This window comes from Capnocytophaga sp. HP1101, from assembly GCF_054772415.1.
Map to the genome: position 1 here is coordinate 26,998 of NZ_BPUU01000005.1, position 16,640 is coordinate 43,637.

Sequence of the window (16,640 nt, forward strand, 5' to 3'; positions counted from 1 at the left end):
GAAGAATGTCGGAAGGGTGTTTTTAGGTAAAAGATAAAAGGTAAAGGGTAAAAAGGGTATGCTGAGCTTATACAAAGCTTATAGGAAGCTTATACGAATCTTGGACGATTGTTATACAAAGGGCATATAAGTAATTGATTAATACTATGATACAACAATGCCAATAATACTAAAAATTGGGTTTCGAGGCGAAAGAAAAGAAAAAGGCAATAGGTCTTAGGCAATAGGCAATAGGGGGAAAAGGACGAGGAACGAGGGGCGAATGACGAGGGGAATACCGAGAATATTTGAACTTTGCCAAAGTTTCAAACTTTGGCAAAGTGTTATAGCACATAATAAACCTCCCCCTAGCCCCCTCCGAGAGGGGGAACTGTAGTGACGGAAAGATGAAGGGAAGATGGGGGAAGTTTATAAGATGGGAATCTTTTTATTCTGTCCACGAGAAAAGGCGCATATCTCCTGCTTCTAAGGTGTATGTTTTTACGCTTGTCCAATCAACTGTATGTAGACGGGCTTCTTTGGTTACTTCTTGTACTTCGGGGGTGGCTTTTATCTCTAAGGGCAATGTTTTAAGTGGACTGTGGTTTACAATCATCAAATAGTGGCGCGAACCATTCTGCAAGAGCGAAACGGTTGCTCCTATATCACCTGTTTTGAGGACTTCAAAGTTTTTAGGCAATACCAGTCTTTTTGTGCCTGCGGGAATACTTTTGCCTGTATGCCATACATTGAGCATCTTCGCTCCTACAAACACCCCTGATAGTTTTTGTACTTCGGTATTGGCTTGTGCTAATCGGTAATAGATAGCGTTTTTAGAGCCGTCGGGTGCAATAGGGGCTTTGTAGGTAAGGTTATCAATGGGGGTGGTATAGGTGTAGAACTGCATCAGTTGTGAGCCGTAGGCTAAGTTAGTATACAGTTGCAAGCGGAGGTCGGCGAGGGTGGGCTCTGGGTATCCGCCTTCACCGAGAGGGTGGGACGATGATAGCACGAGCGTCCAGAGAGGAATGTGTAGTTCTTTGGCTTTGGCTGAAAATACTTCCAAGTTTTTATACCACAATCCGTTTACAGTTCTCTCTTTGGCTCCTTTGTTGAGCACAATAGGGTAGAAGGTAGATGAGAGCATTTGCAAAGGGAGGGTGCGGGTAGCTTTTTCAAGATAAGCATCAAAAGAAGCGCCTAATTGCTTTTCGGAAGTATCTATCGAGAGGAAATTTACGTAGCAGATGCCTTTTTTATCGATTTGCTGAAAGCGTTTCATCTTCGCAGCTACCTTATCTAAATCTTTCATTGAGGGCTCATCTGTCATAAACCAACCTGCTACGGCAGGGTGGTCTTTTAAGGCTTTAATCGTGGCTTCGGTATCGGTGGAGAGTTCTGAGCAATGCACGATGCTCTTTATTTGTAAGGCTTGCATTTTATCCAAAGCCTCTTTGGTTTGGGCGAGGGAGGTGTTATAGGGGAACATATTGTAGTTGAAGCCCGCTTGTTTCATTTCTTGATAGGCTTCAGTAGACGATTGGGGGGAAAGTCCTATCCAAGCCATCATTGGGAAGGGGGTGTTGTTAGAGATAAGGTTGGAGTTATCTTCGCTGTTGCTATCTTTTCGGCAACTTGAGAAAAGGTATAGGACACTTAAGATGATGTAAAGGGTTCTTTTCATTTAGGGTAATATTTAATGTGAATTTGACGTAAGGTTATTTTGTGATAATCAACCTATATTGTTTAAAAAGCATCGCACGGATTTCACGGATTTCACGGATTGAGGTGTAGATAAATTTAGGTAATAGTAAATCTGTCCACGGATTTTAGCAACGAGTTGCTTGGATTTGACGGAGTATACCGAAAAATCAATTGTAAGTTAGAATTTTGTTATATTGAACTGACTTTATTTATGGTTTTGATAATACAAAAGTACAAAATAAATTGTAAAAACAATTACTATATGAAGAAAAATGATTACTTTTGTCGCAAGAGAGAGAAAAGGACAGGTTAGATTTTTTGGATAGGTTGGATAATTTGGAGAATCTCGGAGAGGCTCAAAAGAGAATTGGATTTTTCATAAGAAAACGAAAAATATCAGAAGAGGTTTTTTAGGTAAAAGATAAAAGGTAAAAGGTAAAATGGGTATGGTTAGCTTATAGAAAGCTTATACGAACCTTATACGAATCTTGGACGATTGTTATACAAAAGGTGTATGAATGCTTGATTAATAGCATAATACAATAATGCCAATAATACTGAAAATAGGGTTTCGAGACGAAAGAAAAAGAATGTTGAGAAGTAATTAAAAACTAAATATAATGAGAAAAATTGTTTTAATGCTCCTTGTTGCCTTGGGAGCGCTTTCTTGCAGTAAAGAGCAAATCAAGAAATTAGAAGGCAAAGTAGATGTAACTGTTTATTTGAAAGACAGCAACGGGACACCTCTTAAAAACTGGGTGATTTATGCCTATGATGAGTGGGGCTGGAAAAACAAAAGTGAGTCGAATCCTACTTTTGGCACGAAGCCATCGGCGACAGATGATGACGGGAAAGCTTCGTTTGTATTGAGTGTAGATGTGGTTGATGGACAAGAAGTGTATCAGTTTGTGGTGTATTACGCTGAGGACAATGCTGGAAAGAAGAACCTTTCGGGCTCTGAAGTTACTAAAAACAGTTTGAAAACAGTGAAGGCGGTAACGCTTAAAACTGATGAAAAACCAACGATTACGATGGGGTTGTAGGAGCGTAGTAGCGAGAAAGGATAGGTTGGGAGAGTCAGACCAGTCAGACTTGTCGGACGGGGTCTGACTAGCTTAAACCTAAAAAAATGCGTATGTATGCTCGTAGTGAAAAGATTTTTACCGGCTACAAAAAACTAATACTTAAGACGAACGACGAAGAATTAGCAAACTTTTGTATAACACTTATCAATCAGACAACTTATTTGCTGAAACGTCTAATAGAGAAACAACAGATAATGTTCCTTGAACAAGGAGGTATTAGAGAACAAATGTATCAAGCGAGAAAAGAATTTAGAGAGTAGTCCTAATAGATTGGACTTGTCTGAAAATGTTAGACCTGTCAGACAAGCTAGACGGAAGAGGAGGACGATTCAAAACTAAGAAAGAATATCTAAACCCTAACACCTAAAATGTTACGATTTACAGCCCTTACTACCGCACAAAACCGCAAACCGGTAGCGGTACCCGAAAATGGCAAACGCTCTGAACTGTTTGCCCAAAATGTATTTAACGAAGAGGCAATGCGCCAATTGATGACACGCGATGCCTTCACCGCCGTAATGAACGCCATTCACAACGGCACTAAAATCGACCGGCGTGTAGCCGACCAAGTGGCGACCGCTATGCGCGACTGGGCAATCTCCAAAGGCGCTACCCACTACACCCACTGGTTCCAACCCCTTACAGGAGGTACTGCCGAAAAACACGACGCTTTCTTTGAGCCCGTTACCCGCGACCGCGCTATCGAGCGTTTCGGAGGCGGTCAGTTGGTGCAACAGGAGTCGGATGCGTCCAGTTTCCCCAATGGCGGTATTCGCAATACCTTTGAGGCACGTGGCTATACCGCTTGGGACCCCTCTTCACCGCCCTTTGTATACGGCACGGTATTGTGTATTCCTACCATCTTTATCGCCTATACGGGCGAAGCGTTGGACAACAAAACGCCGCTGCTCAAAGCCCTCAGTGCGATCGACCAAGCTGCTACTGAGGTAGCCCGCTATTTCGACCGGAATGTGAGCAAGGTAACCACTACTTTGGGCTGCGAACAAGAGTACTTTTTAATAGACAAAGCCCTTGCCAATACCCGCCCCGACCTGATGATTACCGGCAGAACGCTCTTAGGTCACCAAGCCGCTAAAGGACAGCAGTTGGACGACCATTATCTCGGCGCAATACCGAGCCGTGTGCTGGCTTATATGCGCGATTTAGAACAAGAGTGTTTACTATTGGGTATCCCTGTAAAAACGCGCCATAACGAGGTAGCCCCTAACCAGTTTGAGTTGGCTCCTATCTTTGAAGAAGCCAACTTGGCAGTCGACCAAAATTCGCTCCTTATGGACGTGATGCGCAAGGTAGCCGAACGCCACGACTTTGTAATCCTCTTCCACGAAAAACCTTTTGCAGGGGTAAACGGCTCTGGTAAGCATAACAACTGGTCGCTCGTAACCGATACAGGCGTAAACCTTTTGGCACCCAGCAAAACACCTATCAAAAACCTGCAATTCCTGACTTTCTTTATCTGTACCATTAAGGCAGTATGCGAGTACGAACCACTGCTCAGAGCTTCAGTAGCTTCAGCAACTAACGATTACCGTTTGGGGGCGAATGAAGCACCCCCAGCCATAGTATCGGTATTTATTGGCGAACAGCTTACCAAAGTGTTGGAGGCTTTGGAAGTATCTTCCGAAAACCTATCGCCTGAAGAAAAGAGCGAACTCAAGCTCAACGTAGTAGGCAAAATCCCTGATTTGTTTCTCGATACCACTGACCGCAACCGCACTTCGCCCTTTGCCTTTACGGGCAATAAGTTTGAGTTTCGCGCGGTAGGTTCTAAAGCCAACTGTGGTAAGCCGATGATGGTACTTAGCACCATAGTAGCCCAACAATTGGTAGATTTCAAAAAAGCTGTTGATGCGCTTATTGAAGGGGGTAAGAAGAAAGAAGATGCGATTTTCAAAGTGTTGCGTCGTTACCTGAAAGAGAGCAAAAAGATACTTTTTGAAGGCGATGGTTATAGCAAAGAATGGGAGGCAGAGGCTGCCCGTCGCGGTTTGAGTAATCATAAGACCACTCCTGAAGCTTTGAAAGAGAATATCAGTGAGAAGGCAATAAAACTCTTTGAAACAACGGGTGTGCTAAGCAAAGTAGAGCTACACGCACGTTATGAAATTGCCTTAGAGGAATACGTGAAAACCGTGCAGATAGAATCGCGGGTGTTGGGGGATATAGCTCGCAACCACGTCGTACCTACGGCCGTGCGTTACCAAAACACCCTCATTGAGAATGTGAAAGGCTTAAAAGAAATCTTTGGCGACAACTACCAAGAAGTAGCCGCCGAGCAAATAGAGCTCATTCGCCATATTTCCGAACATATCAAGGTGATCCACAGTAAGGTTGATGCGATGATTGAAGCTCGCAAACGCGCTAATAATCTTCCTAACTTTGAAGCCAAAGCCGATGCTTATTGTACCTTAGTGAAACCTTTCTTTGACGAAATTCGTTACCACTGCGATAAACTCGAACTTATGGTTGATGATGAGTTGTGGACACTTACCAAATACCGCGAGTTGTTTTTTAATTAGGTGTGAGGTCGTAGCACGGTGTGAGGTCGTAGCACGACGAGCGATTAAAAACTTTAGCAAAGTGTATATCGCTAAAAGTGACATATCAGTGGTTTCGGAAGGAAACGGAAATGTTCGGAAGGGTGTTTTTAGGTAAAAGATAAAAGGTAAAAGGTAAAATGGGTATGGTTAGCTTATACAAAGCTTATAGGAAGCTTATANNAAAGGTAAAATGGGTATGGTTAGCTTATACAAAGCTTATAGGAAGCTTATACGAATCTTGGACGATTGTTATACAAAGGGTGTATAAGTAATTGATTAATACTATAATACAACAATGCCAATAATACTAAAAATAGGGTTTCGAGGCGAAAGAAAAAGGTCGTAGCACGACGGGCAGGTAGGAGGAGAAATTAGAGAATTAGCAAATTTGGAAATGAGAAAATGTGCAGAAACCTCCCCCTGACCCCCTCCAAAGGGGGAGTGTAGGGACGAAAAAGAGGGAGAAAAATGATGAAAACCTCCACCTATTCACTTACTCCGCTATCGCGGACAGGCTTTGAAGAGGGGAATACAGTGATGGAAAGGTGAAGGGGAGAGGGGAGAAGGACAGTTTTTAGATATTAATAGAAAACACTTTGTCAAAAGTATTGTAACGGGTTACACCGTTGAGGACTTTTGACAAAGTGTAGTATAGAGGTAATTGTGAGTGCTATAATTCCATTATGACTCTGCCGAGAGCGCCGATGGTCTTATCGAGATCTTCGTAAGTAAGGGCATCGTTGAGGAAATAACTTTCAAAAGCGCTTGGAGGTAAATAGATACCTTCGCGTAGCATTCCGTGAAAATACTTGCGGAAGCGTGCGGTATCGCTCTTAGCTGAGCTGGCAAAATCGGTTACGGGTGCTTCGGCAAAGAAGAGGGTAAACATTGAACCAAAGCTATTGATTTGGTAAGGAATGCCCGAACGTTTCAGTACGTTGTCGAAACCTTCGTGCAAGTAAGCTGTCTTTTTCGCCAAACTATCGAATATTTCAGGATTTTCATTCAGGGCAGTGAGCATCGCTAAACCGGCGCTCATCGCCAAAGGATTTCCGCTAAGAGTACCCGCTTGATACACGGGACCTTCGGGAGCTAAGTAGCTCATCACTTCTTTACTACCGGCAAAAGCACCGACTGGTAGTCCGCCACCAATCACTTTACCAAAGGTTACAATATCGGCTTTGATATTGAAGAGCTCTTGTGCGCCACCTTTGGCTAAGCGGAAACCGGTCATCACTTCATCGAATATCAAAATCGCACCGTTTTCAGTACATAATTGACGCAAGCCTTCCAAGAAACCTTCGGCAGGAGGTACGCACCCCATATTACCCGCTACGGGTTCGATAATCACACAAGCGATTTGCTGTGGATTCGCGTCAAAAAGGGCTTTTACGGAGGCTAAATCGTTATAATTTGCTAAAAGGGTGTCTTTAGCTGTGCCTTGTGTTACGCCAGGGCTATTGGGACTACCGAAAGTGGCGCCACCACTGCCCGCTTCGATAAGGAAAGCATCGGAATGACCGTGGTAGCAACCGGCGAATTTGATAATCTTCTCGCGACCGGTGTAGCCTCGAGCCAAGCGCACAGCACTCATACAGGCTTCGGTACCGCTGTTCACAAATCGAATCTTGTCGATATTGGGCACCATTGAGACCGCTAATTCGGCAATTTGTACTTCGACTTCGGTAGGAATCCCGAAGGAAGTACCTTTCTTGGCGCGCTGGGTTACTGCCTCAATCACAGGAGGGTAAGCGTGACCTAAGATGAGGGGTCCCCAAGAGGCGATATAATCGATATACTTGCGGTTGTCTTCATCGGTGAGGAAAGCGCCTTGGGCTTCTTTGATGAAAATAGGATGTCCGCCGACGGCATTGAAAGCGCGTACGGGAGAATTGACTCCGCCGGGGAGTACTTGTTGGGCTGCTGCGAATAGTTCGCTACTTCTTTTGTAAATCATATTTAGGCGTTAGGTTTTAGTCCTCAGGCAATAGGTCTCAGGGCTTAATCCTTAGGTATTAGGGGTTATTTGAATATCAAATTGAGTAAGGTCACGGAATTGTCGTAGTCGGGCGTGGCGCTCGTCTTGGGTGAGGGTAAGCAGGCGGTCGGCACCGAACTTTTCGATACAAAAAGAGGCGATGTTTGAGCCGTGCACAATGGCATTTTTTAGATTGCTGAACGAATAGTCGCGGGTTTTGGTGAGATAACCTACGAGTCCGCCAGCAAAAGCATCGCCAGCGCCGGTAGGGTCAAAGACTTCGGCTAAGGGGAGGGCAGGGGCAAAGAATACTTTATCTTCGTGGAATAGCAGTGCCCCGTGTTCGCCTTTTTTAATTACGACGAACTTCACGCCCATTGCCATAATGCGCTGGGCGGCTTTGACGAGAGAATACTCTTTGGTGAGTTGGCGAGCTTCCTCATCGTTAATTGTGAGCATATCTACGCGTGCGATAACTTCCATTAGCAAATCCCAAGTGTGGTTCATCCAGTAGTTCATTGTGTCCATCACCACTAATTTAGGGCGTTCATACATCTGGTCGAGTACGTCCATTTGCAGGGTGGGGTGGAGGTTGCCGAGTAAGAGCACTTCGGCATTTCGAAAAGCTTCAGGAACTGTGGGCTTAAAATTGACAAGTACATTTAGTTGGGTATCGAGGGTGTCGCGTTGGTTCATATCGTTGTGATATTTACCGCTCCAAAAGAGGGTTTTGCCACCGTGCACGATTTCAATACCTGAGACGTCGATATGGCGCTGGGTAAGGAGGTTTAAGTAGGTTTGTGGATAGTCGTCGCCGACGATAGAGACGACAGCTGAGGGAACCTCAAACTGAGCGGCAGCGAGGGCTATATAGTTTGCTGAGCCCCCCATAATAGCGTTGCTTTTTCCGAAAGGAGTTTCGATTTGGTCGAAAGCGATGCTTCCGAGAATGAGTAGTTTATTCATTTATTTATGAAAAGACGATCTGTGAGTAATAGATTTCGGGGGCAAAGGTAGTGAAAAAAGAAGAGACAGAGAAGTGAAAGGCGAAAAAAGTTTTGTGAATAAGTGAGCTAAGCGGGAGGGGAGGAAAAAAAATATCTATAAAACGAGGATGATGATAGAGGAATACTTTTAAAAGAAGAAAAAAGAGGTTAAGTTTGCTTGGGAGGAATAAGGCAGAAAAGAAAGAAAGGAATACAAATGGGTAATCCCATCACGCCATCGGTAGCATTGAAGATGGCGAAAGCAAGGAGTACGTAAATCCCTAAGAAATATCTCGCCTTTAGCCCATAGTAAACTACTAAAATATGAAAAGCTAAAAACAATAAAAGCCCCAAAATACCCTGATCAGATAATGCTGTTAAGAATTCATTATGTAAAGACACTAAATCTATATTAGCTTGATGAAGTAGGAAAGCTTCGTGAAAAGCGCCTCCTCCTAAAAAAGGATACTCAAAAAAACTTTTGAAAACTAGCGTACTCATTTTTAATCGTGAAGGATCATTGAAAAAAGTAGTTTGTGTAATGGATAGTATTACACCTGATATAGCAACAAATGTAGCTAAAATTGTGTAAAAAAATATACTTTTACGGCTTTTAACATATCTCATAAGACCTACCCAAATAAATAAACTAACTAATATAAAAAATCCTAATATTGCGACTCGAGCTTGTAACAACAGAGAAACTATTAGTAGTAAAAGCGCGTAAAAAGAAAGCTGAGAAGTAGTGATAATTTTCTTTTTGCCTTCCTGCCAAAGCCAATAAGATACTGCCAAAACCGTAAGAAAAATCCATGCTATTTTACTTGGATGAAAAGTCTTGCTCCACCCTATTGATTGATAATAATTGTAAATCCCTGTTTCTACGTTATACCCTAAGTATTCTTTATTTAAAGTGAGAAAAGACCAAAAAGATTGGTTCAATTGTTTTACAGTTAAAATATAGGCAATAAAAGTAAGTGTTAATAAATTAATAAAAAAAGAAAAAATAGGATATATAAAAGCTTTTTGTTCTTTAGCTTCCACGCGGTAAAAACAACTAATAATAGGCAAAAATATAAAAGCAGTGTAATAATCAATATGAGCCCAGCCTTGTCTAACATCTGACGACCAAAGGCAGCTCATTATTTTCAAGGAGCTAAAAAGAAACAGTACAACCATTATTGGATGAGGGGAATAGAATGTTTTCTTAACGAGCCCATATATCAAACAAAGCCCTAATAACAAAATACTTAACCCTAAGGGTGTTTTACGATTGTAGATGTATATACAAGCTGTAAAAGTAGCTAAAAAAGTAATAAACAACCGATAATAATCTATATTTTTAAATAATTGTTTCCGTTTTAAGTAAACATCTACACTTGCTACTAACAAAGAAATTACTAATCCGATATGATAAAAAAAATCTAAAAGTCCATCAACAGCAGGTATATTGAAATCAATAGGAAACACAAAATACACCCCTGCAAAGATTATAAAAAATAGGTTGATGAATAGGCTGAGAAACTTCATTTAATTATTTTTTTTTGCAAAAGTAGTATTTTTCTGTAATTTTGCATTCTATAAATAAAATATTTTTCACATTCTATATGTGTATTATCAATAATAAGATATTATTAGATTTAGAGCGTCTGCGTTATCCTAATTCAGGGTTAGCAAATGTGTTTAGAAACTTAGCTAAAGGAATAACTCTATTAGCTCCTGAACTTAATGTGTCTTATTTTGGCATAGAAAAAGAGATAAAAAAAATATCACCTCTAATTAGGATTGTGCTTTATAAGAAATGGCATCGATATTTAGAATTCTTCAGTAAGGGTTTTGATATTATTCATGTGAGCCATCAGCTATCAAGATATTTCCAAAAACCTTATAAACATACTCAAAAAATCCTTACCCTCCACGATTTGAATTTTTTGTACGAGGATATTAGTGAGTACAAGCGCCATAAACTACTCAATAGGGTGAATACTAATTTGGTTCATACCGATTACCTCGTGTGTATTTCCGAGTTTGTAAAACAAGATGTATTGCAAAACGTTACTCTTTTGCACTTAGATAATTTAAAGGAAATTACTGTTATCCACAACGGCATCTCTTTCCCCAAAAATAAATCTTACCCCTTAAATGAAAAGTTTGCTTTCTTAAAAAATCGCCCTTTTTTGCTCAATATAGGGGTGCTTTTTAGCAAAAAAAACCAAAAGAGCTTAGTAGAAGCGCTCCCTTTTTTAAAAGAAGATTTAGTTCTAGTATCCTCCGAAAAGAAAGAACCTTACGCTACCGAGGTAATGAATACCATTCACTTATTAGGATTAGAAAATAGAGTGCACTTCTTTAGTAATATCAGCGAAGATGAAAAATACGCCTTGCTACAACATTGTGAGGCGCTCTGCCAGCCTTCCCTTGCCGAGGGATTTGGCATCCCTCCTATCGAAGCAATGGCTTTTGGTAAACCTATTTTCTTGAGCACCTACACCAGTTTGCCCGAAATAGGGGGCGATGTAGCTTTCTACTTCGATAGCTTCAACCCTCAAGCAATGGCTCACACTATTGAACAAGGACTCAAAGCATATCACAACCCTACACTCAACTACCCCTCTCGCCTAAAAGAGTGGGCTCAACAATTTAGCTACCTCACTATGGCTAAAGAATATATCAATTTGTACAACAGAGTTTAACAACAAAATAACAAGTATACTTTTATGAAATCTTTCCGCACTGCCGAATATAAAACACTTGCCTACCGATTGGCATTAGCCTACCTTTTCTACTTTTTAGCTCGTATTGCTTTTTATACCTTCAATAGCGCTCATCTAAATGTTGAAGGTGTAGGTGAATTCTTCCGCTTAGCTTTCTACGGCTTGCTGTTCGATACTACGGCTATCATCTACGTAAACCTGTTGTTCATCTTCCTCAGTGTGCTCCCTTTGCTCATCAACACCAAGAAGTCTTTCCAAAAAGTATTGTTTTGGGTCTACTTCCTTTGTAATATCCCTGCTTATTTGCTCAACTTTATTGATATTGCTTATTTTGCCTATAACAAAACACGCCTCACTACCAACGATTGGGCATTGGTGGAAAATGAACACAACCCTATTACCCTGCTCGCTGGCTTTTTGGTGCAATACTGGGCTATTTTCCTCACCTTTGCAGTTTTCGTGTTTTTATGGATATTCCTCTACAAAAGAGTGAAAGTTAAAAAAGAAAAGATAGCCGCTCGAAAACCTTATTTCATTACCTCTATCATTGTGCTGGTACTGCTTGCCCCTACACTGATTTTCGGCATACGCGGTTTTTCGTTCAAAGCAGGGGTAATTCCGCTTACCGTTATGGATGCCAGCAAATACGCTCGAGATATTTCCCAAGTGAACGTACTGCTCAACACACCTTTTACAATCTTGCGCACTATGGGCAAAAACAAAGGTTTTAAAGAATTTAAATTCACTACCCAAGCCTATATCAATGAAAATATCAAGCCTATCAAACAATATCACCGCAATGTCACTAACCAGCCCAATATAGTAGTCATTATCCTTGAAGGTATGGGCGCTGAATACTTCGGGGTGATGAACCAAAATACACAAATACCCAACTACCGCACTCATACCCCTTTCTTAGATTCATTAGCACAACAAGGCTACTACTTTACAAATATCTATGCGAATAGTATCCATTCTATCGAAGGTATTTCGGCAGTAACTGCAGGTATGCCTACTTTCCAAACCGCTTGGGTGCGTTCGGGTTACGCACAGCGCAAAGTGTCTTCTCTGCCCGAAATCGCACGCTCTTTAGGCTACCAAACGCTCTTCGCGCACGGGGCTACCAATGGCTCTATGAATTTCGATGGCTATACCCACCAAATAGGCTACGAAACCTACTTAGGCCGTACCGAATTCAACGACGACCGCTATTACAACGGCAGTTGGGGTATAGACGACGAGCCTTTCTTGCAGTACTTCGCTAAAAACATCAACCTGATGAAACGCCCATTCTTAGCTACCGTATTTACCCTTTCCTCTCACGGGCCTTACAAAGTGCCTGCTCCGCTTGACAAGCGTTTCAATACCGGCGATATGCCAATGCACAACGTTGTAGAGTACGCCGATTACTCCATTGGCAAGTTCTTCGATACCGTTAAAAAAGAAGATTGGTATAACAATACTATTTTTGCTATCTTACCCGACCATACTACTGAAGATTACTACGATTATTACAAACAAAAAATCGCACATCACCATATGCCTATTATCTTGTTTAGCCCTAATAAAAACTTAATTCCACAAGGTAGTTCGGATGTTTTAGGGCAACAAATCGATATTTTCCCTACACTTGTAGATTTGATGGGCTACCAAAAACCTTTCCGCTCTTGGGGGCGTAGCCTATTGGCTAATATCCCCGATGAAACCCCCCGTGCTTTTGTTACCCACACGCAGTTCTACCAGCTCATTCAAGGTAATTACATTTACGTGTTAGACCTGCAAGGCGAAGTAGTGGGCGTGTATGCCAAAGACGATTTAAACCTCTCCCACAACCTCAAAGACCTAAGCTCCCATAATGAAGAAATGAAAAAAGGCATCGCTGATATGCGTGCCTTTATTCAGGATTATATGGATAGAATTATCAATGATAAATTGCAATAATGTCCTAATTTTCACTATCTTTCACCCTTACCGTGTCTACAACCTCATCCCTCTCATCATCGCTTAGCATCTTCATATACTCATCAAACTCTTCCGATTTCATAAACGGACTTGCCTTCGCTCTGAGCACTTCTACTTGTCTTCCGTAAAAATCCTTGTCCAGAGGCGCTATGAGCAATAATAATTCTCCATAACGGTCTATGGTGTACTGTATTCTGGCAGTATTAGCATAGCGCTCATCGGGCGATAAGTGTGCGTAATAATTCAGTTCTTCTTGATACTTACCAAATATCTGCAAAGCCAATCTGCGTGCGGTCTCTTTCTCTCCTACCCTAAAATATCCTTGTATAAACGGGTCAAGAGTGAAGTAATAACCATAAGCTTCCAATGGCATATTTTTCATACCAATGTTCAAAACGTCTTTAGCTTTGTTTAACTTACCTTCTTCTATCAGCTTTTCAGTAAGGCGTGCCAAATTACCGCGGAAGATAATACTGTTCTTACGCGTTTCAGGATCTAAGTAAATACCAGGTTTCCCCATATTGCCCCAATCCCATTTCTTGATAATGTCGTACATCAAGTCAGAATCTATACGTCCCATATCAAAAGGGTGATTTTTGTCAATAGGAGTTTTAATAGGCACGAGTTTATATACCAATCCGTCTAATTGCAAGTATTCCTTCATCCAGATATACTCAGCAGCGTCCATACTGCCACCGGTGAAGTATATAGGGCGTTTCCAATCGTTATAAGCCAAAATATCGAGCATTACAATCCGCGCTTTATCAATAGCGCTGGGCAACGTGATATCTATATAATCTACTATCTTATCAGCATCTTCAGGCTTTACAATACCGCTCTTCAGTACGTTTTCTTTATTCACCGGAATCCGTATTTTGTTCGTAGGGTAGTAGTTAAAAGTTCTTCCTTCAGCACTACTGCTACTGAGCTGTGTATTGGGGTCATCGCTGGTTACCCATTTCACAAAGTCTTTAATATTCCAGCGGTTCTCGGTGCGTTTTTGAAAATACACCCCTTCACGCACCCCGTGAGCATATTGTTTGTGCACCATTTCACCTGGTATCGGACTACTTTCGTACGCCTGGCGCTTCATTTGGTCGATATACCAATCCGTTTGCAACAAGCTGGTATTAATTATCCGCACATCGGTGCGATAGCCTTCTATTTCTTGGGCATACCACAATAAGAACGTGTCGTTATCGCCAATCGTGAATATCATAGCGTCTTTATCTTTAGCCACCGAACTCAAATAAGCGTCCGCAATAAACTCCGCCGAATACTTTTGCGAGCGGTTGTGGTCGTCCCAATTCTCACTTGCCATCAGCACAGGTACAGCAAGCACACTCGCTACCACTGCCAAAGGCGCTCCTATTCTTGGCGAAAGCACCTTCCTAAGTGCGTGGAATAACGCGTATACCCCTACTCCTATCCATATAGCAAAAGCGTAGAACGAACCTACTAACGCATAATCTCGCTCTCGCGGTTCAAACGGTCGTTCGTTCAGGTATATTTTCATTGCCAAACCCGTAAAGAGGAATAGCATCATCACTACCCACGTTTGGCGTTCGCTCTTCGTCGCCATAAAAAGTAAACCTAAAAGTCCTAAGAGCAAAGGTAAGAAATAGTAAGTATTACGCGCTTTATTGTTCAGCACATCGGCAGGAAGGTTGTCTTGTGAGCCAAGGCGGAAACTATCAATAGGCTTAATGCCCGATAGCCAGTTGCCGTGGTCATTCTCCATCTTGCCTTGCACATCGTCTTGCCTGCCTATGAAGTTCCAAGCAAAATAGCGGAAGTACATATACCCAAACTGATACTCAAACAAATAACGCATATTCTTCCAAAAACTTGGCTTCTCTACTTCTATATAGTCCCGATATTCAGTAAGGAATTGGTCGTAACGCTCCGGTGGAAGCGGTTGTATTTGCATTTGTCTTTGCACTTCTTGCAAGAACTGATACAGTTTAGGCTCATTGTACGCTTCTTCTTTTATTTTAAACGTAAGCAGTCCTGTCAGCTTCATATAATTCGCCGCGTGTTGCGCACTCCACATTCTCGGCAAAACACCCTCTTGTTTGCTATTCGATGCCATCTGAGCGTTTTTGTACTGATTCACGATGATGTATTTGCCTAAAGCATAATCACGCTCGTATTTTGGCTTCGCATCTTCATACGGTTTTTCTTCGTCCAATCCAGCGTATTTGTCCGAATACATAGGACCGTAGAACAAATGCGTTTCAGGGTATTGTTCAAGGTTGTAATAAGCTAATAGCAAGCGCGCATCAGTCGGACTGTTTTCGTTGATAACCGTATCGGCATTGGCGCGAATAGGTATCATCAGCCAAGACGAAAACCCTATAAACACAAACAACAAGCATAAAACACCGGTCTGCAAGCGTACTCTGTTTTTCTTATAAGCGTAGTTGAGCGTAAAATAAAAGAACGCAATAACGCTCAGTCCCGCAATAATAGTCCCTGAGTTGAACGGCATACCAAAGCTATTCACAAAAAACACTTCCAAATAACCAAAGTACGCCAAGGTGTAAGGCAGTATCAGTTTAAATATCAACAGCAAAATAGCAATAGAAACTACATTAGCAATGATGAAGTTTACTGCCGTCTTCTTGTAGTTACTCTTGAAGAAATAAAGCATACCGATGGCTGGAATCGTCAGTAAAGCCATAAAGTGCACCCCAAACGAAAGCCCCACAACCAAAGAGATAAGTAATAACCAACGGTCGCCTCGTGGTTCGTGCAAACTGTCCGTCCACTTGATGCCTAACCAAAACATAGCCGACATAAAGAGCATTGCCATTGCATACACCTCTGCTTCCACCGCGTTAAACCAAAAACTATCCGAGAAAGTATAGGCAAGAGCCCCTACTGCCCCACTCCCCAAAACAGCGATAAATTGCCCTTGGGTAAGCGCAGAGGGCGTTTCTCCTTCAACAGAATCTGTTCTCTTTAAGGCGATTTTCTTAGTCAAGTTTACAATGATGAAGTACAAGAAAAGAACCGTAAAAGCACTCGATAAAACCGACATATAATTCACAAACAGCGCAATCTTATCCGAGTTTGGAGCAAAAGCAGCTATAAAAGCACCTATCATTTGGAATAAAGGCGCTCCAGGGGGGTGACCCACTTCCAATTTCGCTGAGGTAGCGATATATTCGCCACAATCCCAAAAGCTAACCGTAGGTTCTACCGTAAGCCCATAAGTAATGAGAGCTACAGCAAAAACAGCCCACCCCACAATGAGGTTATATTTCTTAAATTGATTCTCTGTCATCAGTACTTTATATTTCAAAGTGCAAAAGTAAGAAACAATTACCAATTGACCAAATTTCTCCATCAGCTGTACCCCCACAATCCTCCATCTTATCCCCTTTTTACCCCCTCTTTACCATAACTTCCCGTCCCCACAGTTCCCCCTCTCCGAGGGGGTCAGGGGGAGGTTTTCTCCATTTTTCCTTCACTTCCCCATCGCCACACTCTCCCCTCCCCGAGGGTAGTCAGCGAGCTGGCACAGCTTAATATGTGTATTAGGGGGAGGTTTCTGCACATTTTCTCATTTTCAAATTTGCTAATTCTCTCATTTTCTACCTGCCTGTGCGGCTCGCACTTCCTCTTTCTTTCGCCTCGAAACCCTATTTTTGGCATTTTTAGTATTA

Annotated in this window: 11 protein-coding genes; 5 read left to right on the top strand and 6 right to left on the bottom strand. The window is 41.9% G+C overall.

Annotated elements, in window-relative coordinates; all coding sequences use genetic code 11:
• Positions 1-427: 427 nt before the first annotated feature.
• Entirely contained in the window at positions 428-1,663 is a 1,236-nt protein-coding gene (locus tag RCZ04_RS04815) for a hypothetical protein (RefSeq protein WP_460484823.1), read from the bottom strand.
• A 640-nt stretch (positions 1,664-2,303) separates the two neighbouring features.
• Between RCZ04_RS04815 and RCZ04_RS04820 the strand changes: the two genes are divergently transcribed.
• The 3 genes from RCZ04_RS04820 (at position 2,304) to RCZ04_RS04830 (ending at position 5,308) form a co-directional block, all read left to right on the top strand.
• Positions 2,304-2,726, top strand: coding sequence for a hypothetical protein (locus RCZ04_RS04820; RefSeq protein WP_460484824.1), 423 nt, complete (start codon positions 2,304-2,306; stop codon positions 2,724-2,726).
• Positions 2,727-2,818: 92 nt separating this feature from the next.
• Positions 2,819-3,028, top strand: a complete 210-nt coding sequence (locus RCZ04_RS04825) for a four helix bundle suffix domain-containing protein (protein ID WP_460484825.1) — start codon at positions 2,819-2,821, stop codon at positions 3,026-3,028.
• A 108-nt stretch (positions 3,029-3,136) separates the two neighbouring features.
• Entirely contained in the window at positions 3,137-5,308 is a 2,172-nt protein-coding gene (locus RCZ04_RS04830; protein WP_460484826.1) for a glutamine synthetase III family protein, read from the top strand.
• Between the two features lie 691 nt (positions 5,309-5,999).
• Here RCZ04_RS04830 and hemL read toward each other — a convergent pair.
• From hemL to RCZ04_RS04845, 3 genes are all read right to left on the bottom strand, one after another.
• The gene (hemL, locus tag RCZ04_RS04835) at positions 6,000-7,286 is read right to left on the bottom strand and encodes a glutamate-1-semialdehyde 2,1-aminomutase (protein ID WP_460484827.1); all 1,287 of its coding nucleotides are present in this window, start codon (positions 7,284-7,286) and stop codon (positions 6,000-6,002) included.
• Positions 7,287-7,337: 51 nt separating this feature from the next.
• A complete protein-coding gene (locus RCZ04_RS04840; protein ID WP_460484828.1) occupies positions 7,338-8,273 on the bottom strand; it encodes a carbohydrate kinase family protein in 936 nt (311 codons plus the stop codon).
• A 188-nt stretch (positions 8,274-8,461) separates the two neighbouring features.
• A complete protein-coding gene (locus RCZ04_RS04845) occupies positions 8,462-9,823 on the bottom strand; it encodes an O-antigen ligase family protein (RefSeq protein WP_460484829.1) in 1,362 nt (453 codons plus the stop codon).
• Between the two features lie 77 nt (positions 9,824-9,900).
• On the opposite strand from RCZ04_RS04845, the gene RCZ04_RS04850 reads away from it, so the two are divergent.
• Together RCZ04_RS04850 and RCZ04_RS04855 are read left to right on the top strand one after the other, a co-directional pair.
• Complete coding sequence (locus RCZ04_RS04850) at positions 9,901-10,986, top strand: glycosyltransferase family 4 protein (RefSeq protein ID WP_460484830.1); 1,086 nt, start codon at positions 9,901-9,903, stop codon at positions 10,984-10,986.
• Positions 10,987-11,010: 24 nt separating this feature from the next.
• Positions 11,011-12,948: an LTA synthase family protein gene (locus tag RCZ04_RS04855; RefSeq protein WP_460484831.1), complete on the top strand. Its 1,938-nt coding sequence runs from the start codon at positions 11,011-11,013 to the stop codon at positions 12,946-12,948.
• Positions 12,949-12,952: 4 nt separating this feature from the next.
• On the opposite strand, the gene RCZ04_RS04860 is transcribed toward RCZ04_RS04855, so the two are convergent.
• Together RCZ04_RS04860 and RCZ04_RS04865 are read right to left on the bottom strand one after the other, a co-directional pair.
• A complete protein-coding gene (locus tag RCZ04_RS04860) occupies positions 12,953-16,258 on the bottom strand; it encodes a glycosyltransferase family 117 protein (protein WP_460484832.1) in 3,306 nt (1,101 codons plus the stop codon).
• 155 nt (positions 16,259-16,413) lie between these two features.
• Positions 16,414-16,640 (bottom strand): hypothetical protein (locus RCZ04_RS04865; RefSeq protein ID WP_460484833.1); only part of this gene is annotated, 227 nt, incomplete at its 5' end.